Annotated in this window: 18 protein-coding genes; 9 read left to right on the top strand and 9 right to left on the bottom strand. The window is 66.9% G+C overall.

All coding sequences use genetic code 11. The features are described 5' to 3' along the window. Positions 1-16: 16 nt before the first annotated feature. Entirely contained in the window at positions 17-427 is a 411-nt protein-coding gene (locus AB0F51_RS24235) for a helix-turn-helix domain-containing protein (RefSeq protein WP_360283580.1), read from the bottom strand. A gap of 105 nt (positions 428-532) precedes the next feature. On the opposite strand from AB0F51_RS24235, the gene AB0F51_RS24230 reads away from it, so the two are divergent. After that, complete coding sequence (locus AB0F51_RS24230) at positions 533-1,222, top strand: SDR family NAD(P)-dependent oxidoreductase (protein WP_360283578.1); 690 nt, start codon at positions 533-535, stop codon at positions 1,220-1,222. Here the strand turns inward: AB0F51_RS24230 and AB0F51_RS24225 are convergent. The 3 genes from AB0F51_RS24225 to AB0F51_RS24215 form a co-directional block, all read right to left on the bottom strand. Continuing rightward, positions 1,212-2,024 carry a nuclear transport factor 2 family protein gene (locus AB0F51_RS24225; protein ID WP_360283576.1) on the bottom strand — a complete coding sequence of 271 codons (813 nt, stop codon included), beginning with the start codon at positions 2,022-2,024 and terminating at the stop codon, positions 1,212-1,214. The genes AB0F51_RS24230 and AB0F51_RS24225 overlap by 11 nt on opposite strands. Before the next feature lie 85 nt (positions 2,025-2,109). Then, a complete protein-coding gene (locus tag AB0F51_RS24220; RefSeq protein WP_360283574.1) occupies positions 2,110-3,081 on the bottom strand; it encodes a sigma-70 family RNA polymerase sigma factor in 972 nt (323 codons plus the stop codon). Between the two features lie 30 nt (positions 3,082-3,111). Further along, positions 3,112-3,651 carry a dihydrofolate reductase family protein gene (locus tag AB0F51_RS24215; RefSeq protein WP_360283572.1) on the bottom strand — a complete coding sequence of 180 codons (540 nt, stop codon included), beginning with the start codon at positions 3,649-3,651 and terminating at the stop codon, positions 3,112-3,114. Positions 3,652-3,825: 174 nt separating this feature from the next. On the opposite strand from AB0F51_RS24215, the gene AB0F51_RS24210 reads away from it, so the two are divergent. Both AB0F51_RS24210 and AB0F51_RS24205 read left to right on the top strand, forming a co-directional pair. Continuing rightward, complete coding sequence (locus AB0F51_RS24210; protein WP_360283570.1) at positions 3,826-4,566, top strand: SDR family oxidoreductase; 741 nt, start codon at positions 3,826-3,828, stop codon at positions 4,564-4,566. 132 nt (positions 4,567-4,698) lie between these two features. Beyond that, positions 4,699-5,148, top strand: a complete 450-nt coding sequence (locus AB0F51_RS24205; protein ID WP_360283568.1) for a hypothetical protein — start codon at positions 4,699-4,701, stop codon at positions 5,146-5,148. A gap of 7 nt (positions 5,149-5,155) precedes the next feature. Here AB0F51_RS24205 and AB0F51_RS24200 read toward each other — a convergent pair whose 3' ends face one another. Beyond that, the gene (locus AB0F51_RS24200; RefSeq protein ID WP_360283566.1) at positions 5,156-6,151 is read right to left on the bottom strand and encodes a DUF4037 domain-containing protein; all 996 of its coding nucleotides are present in this window, start codon (positions 6,149-6,151) and stop codon (positions 5,156-5,158) included. A gap of 156 nt (positions 6,152-6,307) precedes the next feature. On the opposite strand from AB0F51_RS24200, the gene AB0F51_RS24195 reads away from it, so the two are divergent. Continuing rightward, the gene (locus AB0F51_RS24195) at positions 6,308-7,066 is read left to right on the top strand and encodes a DUF427 domain-containing protein (RefSeq protein WP_360283564.1); all 759 of its coding nucleotides are present in this window, start codon (positions 6,308-6,310) and stop codon (positions 7,064-7,066) included. On the opposite strand, the gene AB0F51_RS24190 is transcribed toward AB0F51_RS24195, so the two are convergent. Beyond that, positions 7,041-7,289 carry a hypothetical protein gene (locus tag AB0F51_RS24190; protein WP_360283562.1) on the bottom strand — a complete coding sequence of 83 codons (249 nt, stop codon included), beginning with the start codon at positions 7,287-7,289 and terminating at the stop codon, positions 7,041-7,043. The two genes, AB0F51_RS24195 and AB0F51_RS24190, sit on opposite strands and share 26 nt — an antisense overlap. 104 nt (positions 7,290-7,393) lie before the next feature. Between AB0F51_RS24190 and AB0F51_RS24185 the strand changes: the two genes are divergently transcribed. Beyond that, positions 7,394-8,005: an XRE family transcriptional regulator gene (locus AB0F51_RS24185; RefSeq protein WP_360283560.1), complete on the top strand. Its 612-nt coding sequence runs from the start codon at positions 7,394-7,396 to the stop codon at positions 8,003-8,005. Positions 8,006-8,015: 10 nt separating this feature from the next. Here the strand turns inward: AB0F51_RS24185 and AB0F51_RS24180 are convergent, their stop codons facing one another. Beyond that, positions 8,016-8,696 carry a hypothetical protein gene (locus AB0F51_RS24180; protein ID WP_360283558.1) on the bottom strand — a complete coding sequence of 227 codons (681 nt, stop codon included), beginning with the start codon at positions 8,694-8,696 and terminating at the stop codon, positions 8,016-8,018. Positions 8,697-8,907: 211 nt separating this feature from the next. Here AB0F51_RS24180 and AB0F51_RS24175 point away from each other — a divergent pair, with 211 nt between their 5' ends. Both AB0F51_RS24175 and AB0F51_RS24170 read left to right on the top strand, forming a co-directional pair. Then, the gene (locus tag AB0F51_RS24175; protein ID WP_360283556.1) at positions 8,908-9,231 is read left to right on the top strand and encodes a hypothetical protein; all 324 of its coding nucleotides are present in this window, start codon (positions 8,908-8,910) and stop codon (positions 9,229-9,231) included. A 32-nt stretch (positions 9,232-9,263) separates the two neighbouring features. Then, positions 9,264-9,911 (top strand): NAD(P)H-dependent oxidoreductase, encoded by a 648-nt coding sequence (locus AB0F51_RS24170; RefSeq protein WP_360283554.1) that lies wholly within the window; start codon positions 9,264-9,266, stop codon positions 9,909-9,911. Here AB0F51_RS24170 and AB0F51_RS24165 read toward each other — a convergent pair. Beyond that, the gene (locus AB0F51_RS24165; protein WP_360283552.1) at positions 9,903-11,099 is read right to left on the bottom strand and encodes an MFS transporter; all 1,197 of its coding nucleotides are present in this window, start codon (positions 11,097-11,099) and stop codon (positions 9,903-9,905) included. The two genes, AB0F51_RS24170 and AB0F51_RS24165, sit on opposite strands and share 9 nt — an antisense overlap. A 72-nt stretch (positions 11,100-11,171) precedes the next feature. Here AB0F51_RS24165 and AB0F51_RS24160 point away from each other — a divergent pair, with 72 nt between their 5' ends. Then, positions 11,172-12,014: a LysR family transcriptional regulator gene (locus AB0F51_RS24160; protein ID WP_360283550.1), complete on the top strand. Its 843-nt coding sequence runs from the start codon at positions 11,172-11,174 to the stop codon at positions 12,012-12,014. Positions 12,015-12,066: 52 nt separating this feature from the next. On the opposite strand, the gene AB0F51_RS24155 is transcribed toward AB0F51_RS24160, so the two are convergent. After that, positions 12,067-13,062, bottom strand: a complete 996-nt coding sequence (locus tag AB0F51_RS24155; protein ID WP_360284102.1) for a LacI family DNA-binding transcriptional regulator — start codon at positions 13,060-13,062, stop codon at positions 12,067-12,069. A 191-nt stretch (positions 13,063-13,253) separates the two neighbouring features. On the opposite strand from AB0F51_RS24155, the gene AB0F51_RS24150 reads away from it, so the two are divergent. Then, positions 13,254-15,452 (top strand): RICIN domain-containing protein, encoded by a 2,199-nt coding sequence (locus AB0F51_RS24150; protein WP_360283548.1) that lies wholly within the window; start codon positions 13,254-13,256, stop codon positions 15,450-15,452. Positions 15,453-15,465: the final 13 nt, after the last annotated feature.

Raw genomic sequence — 15,465 nt, 5'->3', positions numbered from 1 at the left:
CAATCCGGTGGCCCCCTCAGCGCTCCTTGGATTCGTAGCGGGTGCGGGCTTCTTTGATGTCGGGGTGGTGGGTGATGGCCCATTGGGCTATTGCCAGGGCTGGGTCGAGCAAGGTGCGGCCGAGGTCGGTGAGGGCGTATTCGACTTGGGGCGGGATCGTTGGATGGACGGTGCGGGTGACGAGGCCGTCTCGCTCGAGGGCTCGCACGGTGAGGGTCAGCATGCGTTGTGAGATTCCGGTGACGGCGCGCTGGAGTTCGCCGTACCGCAGGGGTCCGTCGCGCAGTTGGCTGATGACGAGGACGGTCCACTTGTCGCCGATTCGCGAGAGGACCTGCAGTACGTGCCGGCAGGTGTCCTCGTCCGGCGGCGCACCTTCGAGCTCCAGAGCCCGCGCGATCATGCCGTTGCCGTGAATGGCGTCCATGATCTCGTCTCCCCTCCAGTAGGCACATCAATGTGCCTACTTGTGCGGTGGCTTGGCACGCACAGACGATGCTGTGACAGACAAATCGTACGGCGGAGGATGCGCATGACGGGAACGGTTGCGGTACTCGGTGCTGGTCCAGGACTTGGGGTAGCGATTGCCCGGCAGTTCGGCCGGCGGGGCTGGCGAGCGGGACTCGTCGCCCGCAGCTCGGCTCGGCTGACGGACGAAGCATCCGTACTCCGCGCCGACGGCGTCGCAGCAAGCGCCTACGCAGCCGACCTCACCGACCCGGATCAGGTCGGAGCCGCACTGGATGCGATGCAGATCGACCTCGGCCCCATCGACGTGCTGGCGTACACACCTGGGCCGGGCGGGGCCGCCATCACCACGGCGTCCGACGTGAGCGTCGACTCCGCGTCGGCGCAGTTCTCGCTGCACGTGCTCGGAGCAGTGAGCGCAGTCCAGCATGTCCTCCCCGCGATGCTCACCCGCGGCACAGGCACAGTCCTACTGACAACCGGTGCGTCCTCGGTGATTCCGGTTCCCGCACTCGGCAACGTCGGCATCGCCATGGCAGGCCTCCGCAACTGGGCGCTTGCCTTGCACCACGAACTCGCGCCGCGCGGAGTCCACGTCGCGACGATCACCATCGCGACCGGCATCCGTACCGGCGACGGCGCCAACGACCCCGACGCCATCGCCGCCCACTACGTCGACCTCCACGAACGCCGAGACCGCCCCGAGCAAGTAATCGGCGACCTCGAAGCCGTACGCCGCCTGATCAGTCGTTGAAGCCGGGGTCTGGTGTAGGCGTGTTGGTTGGGAAGGACAGGTGTTGGTGGATCAGTTTCCAGGCGCCGGCTTGGCGCTGGAAGATTCGGGTTGCGCGGGACCAGGTGTCGATGTTGTCGGTTGTGGTGGTGGCTTCGATGTGGTCGAGGCCCCAAGCGACGGCTAGGTCGCCGCGGGTCAGGACCGTTACGTCAGGGGTGCTCAGCTTGACGGTTTTGGTCGCGGCGTCGAGGCCTGCCTTGCAGACCTCTCGTACTGCGGACTTGCCGACGTACTGCAGTGGTCCAGCGTGCTCGTAGGAGACGATCTCCTCCGCGATGCCGGCCATGAGGCCATCCAGGTCTTTCGCCGCTGTGCGGTCCGACCAGTGGTCCAGCAGTTCCCGTACTTCGGACTCTGCGGCCGGGGAGTCCTCGTTCGGGAACGAGTGGTGCTCGTGGCTGACCACCCACCGGCCGTCTTCCTTGCGCAGGCCCAATGTGAGTCGCAGCCGGATGGGGTTGGCCGGGAACTCCTCCGCCATCCCACACCTGAGTAACGCGAAGGCGAAGGCGACGTCCTCCCCGGCTGTCACGTCGAGTGACTCGATCTCGAACACGGCCCCCGACGCCTGCCATTCGAAGAACCCGGGCCAGGTCGCGCGATACTCGTCCAGCCCGCGCGCTCCCTGGTACGGCGGCGGTACGTCGAACATCACGATGTCGGCCGCGTGGTCCTCGAGCACCGCCGCCAGGTCTCCTGCGTGTACCGCTGCCGCCCAGCCTTCGATCAGTGCCCGGATCTCCTGCTCGTTCGAACTCATAGCTCTGCCCTTCTCGAAAAGTCCCGCTCTGTCACCCCTAGAACCCGGGCCGGGCCGGAAACTCATCGCAACCGAGTCAAAACTTTTACTCGGTCAATTCAGTGGCCAGCCCGAAGTCGCTGAAGTCGGCGTCCAGGAACGAGACCACCTCCGCGATCGCCGGTCCCCGCAGTACGAGAAGGTCGAGGCCTTTCGCGATGTAGCGGCCGTCTTCCCACATGTAGGTTCCGAAGGCCAGCTGCCCGTTTGCCGTGGTCGGCACGAACCTCCATCTCGACCGCAGCGGGCCAGCGAGCAGGAACTCACGGATCCCGTCGTGACCGGCGAACCACAGCGGCAACGGCGGCATCGAGTACTTCGCGTCGTCGGTCAGCAGCGCCACAATCGCGTCGACGTCGCCGGCCTCCCACGCGGCCATGTAGCGGCGAGTGATCTCCCGCTGCTCCGCCTCACCGAGCCGGTCGAGAGTCGCCTGCTGCGTGACGTCGGGCCCTACTGCGGTCAGCACCTTCCGGGCTCGCTGCAGCGCGCTGTTCACCGCTGCGACGGAGGTGTCGAGCAGTTCGGCCACCTCACTGGCAGCAAACTCGAGCACCTCCCGCAGTAGCAGTACTGCGCGCTGCAGCGCCGACAGGTGCTGCAGCGACGCGATGAACGCCAGCTCCACGCTCTCCAGTGCGACTACCCGCGCCTCCGGGCCCAGCTGCGCGGTCCAGGCCAGCCGCTGCTCGGGGTACGGCTCTAGCCAAGTGGCCTCAGCGTGCGGAGTACTCAGGTCGGTGGGAAGTTCGCGGCGACCTCTGCGCTCGATCAGCGTCAGGCAGCGGTTGGTCGCGATCTTGTAGAGCCAGGCCCGCAAGGCAACGCCGTCGAACCGGTGCAGGCTCTTCCAGGCCCGCAGCAAGGTCTCCTGCACACAGTCCTCGGCATCGTGGTCGGAGCCGAGCATGCGGTAGCAGTGCGCATGCAGCTCACCCAGCACGGGCTCTACGAGGCGGCTGAAGGCATCCTCGTCCCCGCCCTTCGCTGCTTCCAGCAGTACGGCGCTGCGGTCCACCGAGCCAGTGTCGCAGCCCTCGCCGCAGAATCAGGATCGTGCTGTCTCGTAGGTCAGAACGACGACTCCGGACTTGCGGGGATGGGTGTTGATCAGGCGCATCGGGGTCTGTGAGTTCCCCGGAAAGCCGCCGCCCCGTTGCCCGACGATGACGGGGTGGACAGCGAGCCGTAGGACGTCCAGCAGTCCGCTTGCCAGCAGGGTGTGGCTCAGCTGCCCATGACCGAACATCAGCAGGTTCTTCTGGCTCTCCTCCTTGAGCTTGGTCACCTCCTTGACCACATCGCCGCGAACGATGACGGAGTTGTTCCACTCGGCCGTCTCGAGCGTGGAGGAGAAGACGTACTTCCGGATGCCGTTGATCGCGTCGGCGAAAATACCGGTCTGGCCAGGCCATCTCCTCGACAGCTCGTCGTACGTGCCGCGCCCCAGCAACATGGCGTCGCAGCCGTGCAAGAGGTCCGCGGCTTCTTGAGCGAACTCGTCGTTGAAATAGGGCAATGCCCAGTCACCTGGGCTGTCGACGACTCCGTCGGCCGAGATCAGAGTCGATTCGATGATCTTGCTCATGTCATACCTTCCGCAGCTCGGGCTTCCTGACCGATGTAGACCGCAGCCCGGCGCAAAAGGAATCGAACGGCGTACCGAGGTCGAGGGCGGCGCGACGATTCCTTTACGGCTTGGTCATGGTCTGCACTGCGTGCCACTGAACTCGACCAGGAAGCGGGGCAGACCATGTCCGACGTGAGCGCAGCGCTCCCGAGCACCACCCTGCGGGGCCGCCGGATCGTCATCGTCGGAGGCAGTTCCGGCATCGGCCGGGCGATCGCTGCGCAGGCCGGGCAGCTCGGCGCGGAGGTGACGATCACCGGCCGGGACCGGGACAAACTCGAGCGGGCTGCCAAAGCGGTCAACGCCGCCAAGACCGCAGTACTCGACGCGCACGACACCGCAGCTCTCGACGACTTCTTCGCCTCGCTCGAGCCGACGGATCATCTTGTCTCGATGGTCGGCGACTCGATGGCCGGCGGGTTCCTCGACACCTCGGAGGACGTGATGCTGCACGTGCTCAACTCAAAGTTCTTGACCAACTGGCGCATCGGGACACGGGCCGGCAAGGTGCTCAACCCCGGAGGGAGCCTGACCTTCACAGCGGGAACCGGCGGACGCCCGCACGAGATCTCAGCCACGTACGTCGCGAACCTCGGGCTCGGCGCACTAGTCCAGGGACTGGCCTACGAACTCGCGCCGACGATTCGGGTCAACGCGGTAGCGCCTACCTTCATGGGGACCCGGACGGCGTTCTGGCGAGATCAACCCAGCCAGGCGATTGCCGAGCAGGCGGCCGCTTTCGCCGAGGCAGTCCCGTTGCGCCGAATAGCGACGCCTGACGAAGTCGCTGCCACCTACCTGCACCTGATCACCAACGACTATCTGACGGGGCAAGTCGTCGCGGTCGACGGCGGCGTCATGCTCGGCCGTTAGCGACGACGCGAGGTCCCACCGGTACGCCGTACTCGGGTCCCCTCCCCAGGCTGTGCCGCCACGCGTTTGAGAGCGCGGAGCGTCCATGCCGCGCGATACCGTTGCCGTCTCAGCCTGGGGAGGGGACCCGAGATGACCTTTTTTCTGTTCTTGGTGGCGGCTGTGTTCAGCTTGGTGGGGCTGATCACGGGCAACGGCTCGCTGGTCAAGGTCGGTCTGTGGATCTGGGCCGCGGGCCTGCTCACAGGCTTCCTCGGCTGGGGACGCCGGCGCCGTACGTTCGGGTCGGTCGAGGAGGCGCAGGCAGCAGCCGAGGCCGGCAATCCGCAAGCGCTCCGGGCGGTGGCCGCAATGGCCAAGCTCAGCGGGGACATCGACAAGGCGGAGGAGCACCTGCACGCCGCGATCGCCACGGGCGACAAGGAAGCCATGTGGGACATGGGTCGCCTGGTCGAGGAACGCGACGGCCTGGCCGCCTCCGAACCCTGGTTCCGGATGGCCGCCGAAAACGGCCACTTCGTCGCAAAACGCTTCTTCCGCAAGGGTTCCGCACTCAACCTGGACGGCAACAACCCGCTCTGACAGGCGGTCAGTCGAAGAGGCGTAGCAGGCGCGGGCGGGTGTTTCGGGGCCAGAGGAGGTCACGAAAGCGGTCGATCGGGCCGAAGCGCCACTGGTCGGCGATCTGCTGGACGACGGGGTCCTGGATCTGGGCCGTGAGCAGTCCGGGGAAGTCTGCCCAGACGACCTTGAAGGGGCGGCCCCACATCTGTTCCGTCTCGGTGGTGACCGGGGCGGTGAGTTGCAACGCGTTGTGCATCGTCGCGAGTTCGTCATACGCGGTCATCAGAGCGGCCTCGCGGGTCTGCCAGCTGTCGGCCTTCACAACGTCCGAGAGGATCGGCGTGAGGGTGGGGCCGCACGCGAGGCGGGAGAACGCGGTTCCGAACCACTTCGGGTACGGCGCGTACTGCCTCTCCATCAGGAAGCACAGCTGCATCAGATCGGTGACGAGTCGCGAGCCGATCAGTGCCGAGCCGAGTTCGTCGCCGACGGAGCCGGCCCGGCCGACCAGGTTCATCTCCGGATGCACCCGCCACCAGCCGGCCACCAGCAGGTAGAGCCAGACATCGCGCGGGTAGTACGCGAACCGGTCGCGGACGGCCTGGAGACCGAGATCGTCGCGGTGGACAGCTCCCGCGGTGAGCGTCCGCAGGTTCTGCTCGGTGAACGTCAGCCAGTCCCGTACTTCGATCTCGCCCGCGATGTCGAAGTCCAGTTGCTCCCGAAAGTAGGTGCGGACCGTGTGGATGCTGAAGTCCGTTGGATGGCCGCGGTACGTCGATGGGAGGTCACGTCTCAGGACCTCCTCGACCCGCTCGTCGTCTTCGGCAAGGAAGAGCAGCACCCGCGCCTTCCAGTCGTGGTCGGTCGACACCTCGTCGTCGAATCCCAGCACTTCGGACCCGCGTCCGAGCAGCGCCGCGCTGTGCGGCAGCCCCGGGAAGGCAGCGTCGAGGATGGGCCGGACCGCTTCGCCGTAGTACAGACGGCTCAGTTCCAGCCCGGAAACGAACGCACTCATCAGCCCGACCTCCAGCAACTCGAGGGAGCGGACAGCGTGCCAAGACCTTGGTCGTCGCGCAATCCGACCTCCTCCGCGGGTGTCGTCACAAGGACCGTCGCTGTCTTGTCTTAGTCCGTGACGAAGTGCTTCGGCCCAGCAGAATGGAGCAGGACCATGAGTGACCGCAAGCCGGCTGTCATGGGCGATTTCCCCCCGATGATCGTGCCGGTCGATCACACCGCGCCGGTCCCGCGCCGGATCAGGGCGACGCTCGGGAACCGTTGCGTCGTGGACACCACGAAGGCGCTTTACCTGTGGGAATGGCCGGGGTATCCGGCGTACTACATCCCGGTCGAGGACGTGGCGGCTGGGCTGTTGCGGGACACCGGAGAGACCGAACCTCAGGATCGTGGTCTGGCCCGGATCCACGAAGCCGGCAACGGCCGGGCCCGCGTGTACGACGACGGGCTGGTCCCCGGCCGGGTCACCTTCGACTGGGACGCGATGGACGCCTGGTTCGAGGAGGACGACCAGGTCTGGGTCCATCCCAGGAGCCCGTACCACCGGGTCGACCCGATGCGCTCGTCGCGAGCGATCAGGGTGGAGCTCGACGGGGTCGTCCTGGCCGAGTCCGACGCCACGGTGATGGTGTTCGAGACGGGTCTGCCCACCCGGTACTACTTCCCCCGGCTCGCCGTGAACTTCGAGCACCTCACCCCGAGCCCGACCCGGACGCAGTGCCCGTACAAGGGGCGCACCAGCGCGTACTGGTCGGTGGGAGAGCATGCCGACCTCGCGTGGTCGTACGACTTCCCGACGGTCGCGCTGCGCCCGGTCATGGGGCTGGTTGCGTTCCTGAACGAACGGGTCGACCTGACCGTCGACGGGGTGCGTTTGGACCGGGTCATCACCCATTTCTCCAGCGGCGACTGAGGATGCGGGTTCGGAGGCGGTGGAGGTGGGGCATCAGGCCGTAGATGACGATCGGTACGGCGATGGTGGCGAGGACGAAGGTACGCAGTACGGGGGTGAGGGGGCTCAACCAGTGGCCGAGGGTGAGATTGAGTGCGGTGAGGGTGGGAAAGACGGCCAGCCAGATCATGAAGGCCAACTGATGCTTGGTCGGTGGGCCGGGAACCGCGGCAGGGTTGGTCATTTCGCTCCTCGAGTGGTCACGCTTCATGTCCACCAGCCTGGGGCCGCGGGACCTCCTCACCAACGAAAGTTGCTGTTTCTGGGAATCCGCGGTGGGGTGGGCTGGTGGAAGACACCTCACCGGTCATCACCGCCGTCCTCGAGCAGGCCGGACCGCGACTGAAACGGTTTCGTCTTCAGCGCCGGTTCACTCTGACCGGTCTGGCGGCCGCGACCGGCATCTCGAAGAGCACGCTGTCCCGCCTCGAGAACGGACAGCGGCGGCCGACTCTGGAACTGCTGCTCGCGCTGTCGCTGGTCTACCGGGTGCCGCTCGACGACCTCGTCGGGGCGCCCGAGGTCGGCGACCCCCGGGTCCGCCTGAAGCCGGGCCGCGTCAAGGGCCGGACGGTCATCCCACTCACCCGGCAGGCCGAGAGCATGCAGGTGTGGAAGATCGTCATTCCGGCCGGCAACACCAACCCCGATCCGCGGGCGCACGATGGGCAGGAGTGGATCTACATCCTGTCCGGGCGTCTGCGGCTCGTCGTCGGCGAGCGCGACTGGGTGCTCGGAGCCGGCGAGGTCGCCGAGTTCGACACCACCGTGCCGCACTGGTTCGGCAGCACGGGCCAGGAACCGGCCGAGATCCTCAGCATCTTCGCCAGGCCCGGCGAACGAACCCCCGCCCCTTCACCGGCATCGGCCGCGTCGTGTCCCGCAACCGCCAGTTCCTAGGTCGACACCGTCACGTCTGGCTGCCTGCTGGTGTTCGTTCCGGCTGGGTGGCCGATGCAGGGATCCGACTTCCGCGGAGGTAGTGCGAGAAAGTCGAGTCGCGGTTGGGGTGCTGGGCGTAGATGGTGGGGATGACCCGTCCCTCGAGGTTGTCCCAGGTGGTGTCGACCAGGCGCCAGATCTTATGTGTCAGCCGGCCAGCTCGGCCGGTGTGTGGCGAGTGCGGGTGCGCGCGGGTTGGTGCCACTTGTTCAGCAGCCAGGAGTTGCGCGGCGACGTTGCCGAGCAGGGCGGGGGAGAGGCTTTCGCTGAGCAGCCGGACGTGTCCCGCTTCCATTCGCTCATGATCCGCGAGGAGGCGGTCCATGACGTGCCAGACGTCGCTGTGACGCAGATGGAGAGCTCGGCTGTCGCCGTACTGGCGCGCCTTGAGTAGCCGCAGTGCGCGCTCCAACTGCCGGACTTGGTGAAGGTATGACACGACGTGGCTGCGCCCGTCGGGGAGGCGGCGGACGTGGGGCAGCAACACATCCTCGGCCGCGGCGAGATGCTGCGCCGTGATCGCGTAGAACGAGTCGGTCTCGTGCCGCAAGTCGGTCCTGCCGGCCTCCGGGGCGTGAGCCGGGGCAGCTAGTAGCTGGACGCCGGTGTGCGTGCGATCCACCGCCAGTTCGAGCATCGACTTCATCATGCTAGCCACCTCCTGAGGCCGTGCAGAGGATGCGCCTTGCCCCGAACGGGCACGGCTTGATCCACATCACCAGTTCGAACCAAACACCGCCCCGGATGGGTAGCTCGTCGCCTGTTCGCCGGCGTCGCTGCGTAGGCTGTTGGCTCGTGTTCCTGTGCGTGAGGGTCAGCGCGCGCTGACGGTTGGCTGTTCGATCCGGAGGACTGGGGCTGTGTCTGACCGACCTGAGATTGTGTGTATCTGTGGCTCTGTCCGGTTCGGGGAGGAGATGCGGGCGGCGAACCGCGACCTGACCTTGGCAGGCGTCATCGTCGTCGGGCCAGGCGTCTTCCCACGCGCCGAGGATCACGAAGGAAACGAGGTCCTCACCAACGAGCAGAAGGCCGCGTTGGGCGCTCTCCACCTGCGCAAGATCGACCTGGCTGACCGGGTGCTGGTCGTCAACCCCGGCGGGTACATCGGCGAGTCCACTAGCAGGGAGATCGCTTACGCCCGCGCCGCCGGCAAGCCGATCTCGTTCACCGATCCCGTCTGACCAGTCGACCGTTGGTGTGGAAGGGTTTGCTCATGGCAAATGAGGGGTTGTCGGTGTTGGTGTTGGTGGCTCATCCGAGGGCGGGCAGCTTCAACCACGCTCTGACAGAGCGCGTGGTCGACACGTTGAACCGGCGGGGGCTGCAGGTCAACGTCCACGACTTGTACGCCGAAGGCTTCGATCCCGTACTCCGGGCCGACGAGGCCTACACCAGCGGCCAGAGCGCGGAGGAGGTGCTGGCGGCCAGCAGTGATCCGCTCCTGGCCCAACACCGCCGTGAGCTGAACGAAGCATCGGCGCTGGTGGTGGTACACCCCAACTGGTGGGGCAAACCCCCGGCGATCCTGGCCGGGTGGATGGACCGAGTTCTGGTACCAGGCGTGGCCTACCGTCTCGATGAGGCGGGCGGTGCGCCCGTATCGCTGCTGTCGCTGCGGGAGGTGCTGGTGTTCAACACCTCCGACACCACCAAGGACCGCGAGGACGAACTGTTCGGGGATCCGTTGGAGTCGATCTGGCTCCGCTGCCTGGCGCCCTACCTGGGCGGTCCTCGCGTCGACCGGATCGTACTGCGCGTTGTCGCCGATGCCGACGCCGCAGAGCGCACGCGCTGGCTCGACCAGGCCGAAGAGCGAGCCAACCGCTTGCTGACCTCGGACGACGCCCCGGCGTCACGGTGAGCCGCTAACTGTTGCCTCCGGCAATCGCGCTGGAGACGAGCGACGCGACAACAGACCTCCGGTCAGCGCGGCGGCGATGCCGACCAGTCCTGCCGCCGCGAAGCCGGCTCCCGGCACAGAGGCGTCGATCGCCACACCGACGACAGGGGATCCCAGTGCGAAGCCCGCGCTCAAGGCGGAGGAGTGCAGGCCGGTCGCTTCGCCGCGTACGCCGACCGGCGCGAGCCGGCTCACCGCTTCCGCCACTGTGGAGAGCGTCGGCGCAGTGAGCAACCCAGCACCGACACCGGCCACGCACAGCCAGGGCCAGTTCGGGGCCAGCCCGGCGGGAATGGTCACCAATCCCAGCAGGCCGAGAAGCAACGAGGTGGGCAGCGGCCGGGAGAGCGCACCGTAGATCAGTCCGCCGGCGATGGAGGCCACGCCGTACACGGCCACCACCACGGCGGCCCAAGACACCTGCTCGGCTGCTTTGAGGGTGGCGACGATGGCAATGTCGATGCCGGCCAGCAGCATCGTGGTTCCGAAGGCCATGATCAACACCGCGATCATGCGCGCTCCCAGCCACTCCCGGCGGCGCGGGCGACCTTGGGTTCCGGCGTCCAACTCATCGCCGGCGCGTAAGGGAGGGTCGAGGACAGCGAGCCCGATGCCACCGGCCACGACCACGGCGCCCACACCCCACGCCACCACGCCAGGAGAGAAATTCGCCGCACAGAGAATCACGATCGGCGGGCCCACCACATAGGACAGTTCACCCTGCACCGATTCCAGCGCGAACGCAGTACGGCGCTGACCGGCCGTCGTCATCGCGGTGATCGCCTGCCGGGTGACCGCTTGGGCCGGGACCATCAACAGGCCCGACACCAGAGCGGTGCCGAGGAGGACGGGATAGGGAACGATCGGCACGGTCAGCCAGAACATCACCTGTACGGCGACAGTCCCCAGGAGGACGATGCGGGCTCCACGCCGGTCGATCACCCGACCGAGCAGTGGACCACCCAGCACTAGCCCAAGAGTCACGGCCGCCGCGACAGCACCAGCTGCCAGGTAGCTCCTGTTCAGGCCGAGCACGACGTAGAGGGTCAGCGCCATCACATCAGCGGTGATCGCTACCCGCGCGAGCAACGAGACGGCCAGTAGCCACGTCATGCCCGGCACAGCCAGCACCTGCCGGTATCTCTTCACCGCACGAAGCTAGATCACCGTCCGCACCTATAGGTAGTGGCCAATTTGTTAGCGATGCCATAACAATTGCTTATGGCCCAAGACCTTCCGACCTCGCTGCTGCGGTCGTTCGTCACCGCAGTACGGTTCGGCAGTATCAGCCGCGCCGCGGCGACGCTGGGCGTCACCCAGCCCGCGCTCAGCCAGCAGCTGAGAAAGCTCGAGCGCATCATCGGCCGTCCGTTGCTCTATCGATCACCGTCGGGTGTCCTGCTGACCCGCGCGGGCGAGGAGCTCCTGCCGTACGCCGAACGCATTCTGTCCCTGTCCGCACAGGCCCTCACCGAGACCGGGCGAACGCTCACCGGCCGCTGCACCGTCGGAATCCTCGAGGACCTCGTCGTGTCTCAACTCCCGCAAGCCCTTGCCGACCTCGCCCGGATGCATCCCGACGCGATACTCGAAGTCCTCATCTTGTCCACCGCCGCGATGCGGGAGGCCTACGACCAGAACAGAGTCCAACTCGTCCTCGACGAGCTGCAGGACGTACCGGCTGCCCCGCGATGGACCGTACGGCGCCCGTTGATCTGGGCGGTCGGGCCAGGGGTGGACGTGTCCGCCGACCCTCTACCGGTTGTTTTGTTCTCGGACCCCTGCTTCTTCCGCACCTCAGCGTTGCAGGCCCTGGCAGGTGCCGATCGGCGCTGGCGGATCGCGTTCGAAAGCAACAGCCTGGCCGGAGTGCTCGGCGCCACCAGAGCCGGGCTTGGCGTCGCGGCACTGATGTCCGCCAACCTCGAACCAGGCATGGCCATCCCCGACACCGAGGCCCTGCCGACCTTGCCGGACGTCGAGCTCGGACTCGCACGCCATCCCCGAACCGAAGACGATCCCTTGATCGACGCTGTCGAAACCGCGCTCCGCCGCATGATCTGACCCGCGACCGGTAGAACAACCCCGCCGGTACCGACCGGATGAGCGAGTACAGCTAGTGGCGGGCTGGGCCGGTGCTGTCTCGGATGACGAGGGTGGTTCGGAGGAGTTGGGCCGAGTTGACCGGGGGTGCGCCTTGGGCGATGGCTCGCAGGAGGAGCTCGGTTGCTTGTTGCGCCATCTCCCGGCTGGGGATCGCCACGGCGGTCAGTGCCGGATGGGTCAGGGCGACGGGGGCGGTGTCGTCGAACCCGATCACCGAGACGTCGCCGGGCACCGAGCGGCCCGACTCTTTCACCGCCTCGAGCACGCCCAGCGCCAGCAAGTCGTGGGAGGCGAAGATGGCCGTCAGGGAAGGATGGGCGGCCAGCGCTGCTTGGGCCGCGGCGAAGCCACCGGCCGGGGTCGCTTCCGTGGGAGCGAAGACCATGTCGTCGCCGATCCGGAGCCGGTGCCGCGCGAACGCCGCCCGTAGACCGGCCAGCCGGCGTTCGTGGGTCGGGAGTTCGACCACGGCGGCCACCCGCTTGTGGCCCAGGCTGCGCAAGTGTTTGCCGGCCAGGAAGCCGGCGTGCTCGTAGTCGATGGTCACCACCGGCAGCGAGTCGGGGATCTGGGTTTCCCAGGCACACAAGGCGATCGGGAACCGGGGGTCTGGCAGCAGTGCCAGCGGATCGGTCAGATCCCGGTCGCCCGCGATCAGCAGCGCGTCGACCAGTCGGCTGGACAGGCCGGCCAGTTGCCGCTTGGCGCGGTCGCCGTCGGTTCTCGTCGTACACAGCATCAGGTGGTAGCCGTGCTGGTCGAGCACGTCCTCGACCTCTTCGACGATCTCGGAGTAGAACGGGCTGGCGACGGTCGGCACGATCAGGCCCACGGTCATCGTCGTACCGGTCGCCAGGGAGCGGGCCACCAGGTTGGGCTTGTAGCCCAGGGTGGCGATCGCGTCCCGCACCCGGGCCGCCGTGTCCGGGCGGACCGCGACCCGGCCGGTGACCACGTTCGAGACCGTCTGCTTGGTGACGCCGGCCAGCGTGGCCACGTCCTGCATCGTCACCACGGGCGAACCTCATCTGTTGGACCGGTCAACTGCTTCTTCGAGTATTGACCTCGATGGCAGTGACCGTCAACGACGCAGCGCCTTACGGAGCTCATTTTCCTATCGCCGCAGCTCTTGTTTACCGGTCAAATGAATCTTACTGTTCCGGCTATCGCGCGGGGGCCGAACCCAAGGAGCTGGCTATGTCTCGATCCCGGAAGACCGTTGTGGTGGGGCTACTCGGCGTGGGACTCGCCGTCGGCGGCCTCGGCTCGGCCGCCTCAGCGACGACCACGGCGCCGCCGAACGCGGCGTACACGATCACCGTCGGGAGCAAAGGCAGCTGGAGTACGCCGACCGACACCCCGGCCGGCACGTACATCGACAAGGACGGGACGTTCTACTTCCAGCAGTCCGCCGCCCTGTACGGCGCCACCGAGCCGCGCAAGTGGGACTTCTACACGGGCACCAACTTCGACACCGCGACCAAGTCGACCGCGATCAGCTCCGCGGTCAACCCGGCCAACGCGAACGACAAGAACAACGACACCACCTGGCGGTGCAACAACAGCCCGACCGGGCTGGAGGCGACGTTCGCGCCGAGCGGCTCGGGCTACTCGCAGCGGAACTTCTGCGACCTGGCCGGTCTCTGGGTCGACCCGGACACCGGCCACTGGTACGGCCTGGTGCACAACGAGTTCACGCCGCAACCCTTCGGCGACGGCCTGCACTACGACGCGATCGACTACGCCGTCTCCGCCGACCAGGGCAGGACGTGGACGATCAAGAGCCACGTGATCACGTCGCCGCACAGCACCAAACGCAACGACACCGCGGCCTTCCCGAACCAGACCTACCACTACGGCGACGGCGACCAGCGGCTCTTCGTCGACACCGCCTCGGGCTACTTCTACGTGTACTACGGCTCGCGGATCGTCGACAAAGCCGGTGGCTGGAAGAACTTCCGGCAGCACGTCGCCCGGTCCAAGATGTCGGCGAAGATGGCGCCGGGCTCCTGGCAGAAGTGGTACGACGGGGCCTGGTCGCAGCCCGGGATCGGCGGCCGCGAGAGCAACCTGGTACCGGTCGACGCGAGCAACCCGAACGGGTACACGCCACTGGCGAAGGAGTACAACCCGGCCAATACCGGCACGGCCGACCAGCAGGTTGCCGCGGGCACCTTGTCTCCGACGTCTCCGCTCTTCGTGATGGACATCGCGTACAACGCCTATCTCGGGCTGTACGTCGGCGAGCCGCAGGCGGTGCGGCAGGACGGCAAAGAGCCGCAGCACTTCTACGTCACCGACGACCTGACCAGCCAGAAGTGGTACTCGATCGGCGACACCGGCAGCTACACCACCGCCTCGTGGTACCGGTGGTTCCTCGACAGCGCGAACAAGACCAGCTCGACCATCATCGGCAAGAACTTCCGCACGTACTGCTCGTTCGGCTGCTCCGGCGGCGCGTCCGGCGAGTACGTGAACCTGACCATCGACTCGACCTCTCCCGCTGCCGCGCCGTTCGACCTCACCAAGACCTACCGGATCGCCAGCGGCGGCGGCCGGATCCTCGCCCAGCAGTCCGGTTCGACGGCCACCACCTCGGTCGGCGCCTCCTCGGGCAGCACGCTCGAGTTCTGGTACTTCGTTGCCAATGGTGACGGCTCCTACCAGATCCTCAACTCGTCCTCCGGTCAGGCGCTCGGGGTCGACTCCGGTACGACGACCACCCGCGCGTGGGGCAGCAAGCCGACCGTCGGCACCGGCGGATCGGTCGGCCGGCAATGGTGGCTGATCAAGAACGCCGGCGGCACGTTCCGATTCGTCAACCGGTACAGCGGTCTCGTCCTCGGCCTCTCCGCCGACGCCGGGCGTCTCGCCGAGACCACCCCGACCCGGGACTGGACCAACACGACCGGCAACACCGTCGGCGGCAATCGCAGCGGGGCCGAGCAGACCCTCACGGTCACCCAGGTCGGAACGGCGCCGCAGAACCTCAACGGCGTACACACTGTTTCCACGGGTGGGAAGGCGCTGGACGATCCTGATCGCAGTACCGCTAACGGCACTCAGTTGATCACCTGGACCAACCACGGCGACCTCAACCAGCAGTGGACGTTCGCTCAGCAGGCCGACGGCTCGTACACGCTCAAGAACAACTCGTCCGGCCTCTGCGCCGACGTCAGCGGCGGCGCGACCACCGCCGGTACGGCGATCATCCAGTGGACCTGCACCAACGGCCCCAACCAGCGCTGGACCGCCACCAAACTTGCCAACGGCACCTATACCCTCACTGCCGTCAGCAGCGGCCTGCTCCTAACCACGGCCTCCACCACGGACGGCGCCAAGGTCACCCAGCAACCCAATACCAACTCCACCCTCCAGCAATGGTCCATCAGCTAGACACCCACCGCCT

The sequence above is a fragment of the Kribbella sp. NPDC023855 genome (assembly GCF_040639475.1).
Taxonomy (GTDB): domain Bacteria; phylum Actinomycetota; class Actinomycetes; order Propionibacteriales; family Kribbellaceae; genus Kribbella.
This window is presented reverse-complemented; position numbering and strand designations above follow the sequence as displayed.

Bases quoted from the DNA above. Each gene is read 5' to 3' on its own strand.
- AB0F51_RS24205 (WP_360283568.1), top strand. From the start codon at position 4,699: ATGACCTTTTTTCTGTTCTTGGTGGCGGCTGTGTTCAGCTTGGTGGGG.
- AB0F51_RS24180 (WP_360283558.1), bottom strand. From the start codon at position 8,696: ATGATGAAGTCGATGCTCGAACTGGCGGTGGATCGCACGCACACCGGC.
- AB0F51_RS24230 (WP_360283578.1), top strand. From the start codon at position 533: ATGACGGGAACGGTTGCGGTACTCGGTGCTGGTCCAGGACTTGGGGTA.
- AB0F51_RS24215 (WP_360283572.1), bottom strand. From the start codon at position 3,651: ATGAGCAAGATCATCGAATCGACTCTGATCTCGGCCGACGGAGTCGTC.
- AB0F51_RS24190 (WP_360283562.1), bottom strand. From the start codon at position 7,289: ATGACCAACCCTGCCGCGGTTCCCGGCCCACCGACCAAGCATCAGTTG.
- AB0F51_RS24155 (WP_360284102.1), bottom strand. From the start codon at position 13,062: ATGCAGGACGTGGCCACGCTGGCCGGCGTCACCAAGCAGACGGTCTCG.
- AB0F51_RS24160 (WP_360283550.1), top strand. From the start codon at position 11,172: ATGGCCCAAGACCTTCCGACCTCGCTGCTGCGGTCGTTCGTCACCGCA.
- AB0F51_RS24225 (WP_360283576.1), bottom strand. From the start codon at position 2,024: ATGAGTTCGAACGAGCAGGAGATCCGGGCACTGATCGAAGGCTGGGCG.
- AB0F51_RS24150 (WP_360283548.1), top strand. From the start codon at position 13,254: ATGTCTCGATCCCGGAAGACCGTTGTGGTGGGGCTACTCGGCGTGGGA.
- AB0F51_RS24200 (WP_360283566.1), bottom strand. From the start codon at position 6,151: ATGAGTGCGTTCGTTTCCGGGCTGGAACTGAGCCGTCTGTACTACGGC.
- AB0F51_RS24170 (WP_360283554.1), top strand. From the start codon at position 9,264: ATGGCAAATGAGGGGTTGTCGGTGTTGGTGTTGGTGGCTCATCCGAGG.
- AB0F51_RS24195 (WP_360283564.1), top strand. From the start codon at position 6,308: ATGAGTGACCGCAAGCCGGCTGTCATGGGCGATTTCCCCCCGATGATC.
- AB0F51_RS24235 (WP_360283580.1), bottom strand. From the start codon at position 427: ATGGACGCCATTCACGGCAACGGCATGATCGCGCGGGCTCTGGAGCTC.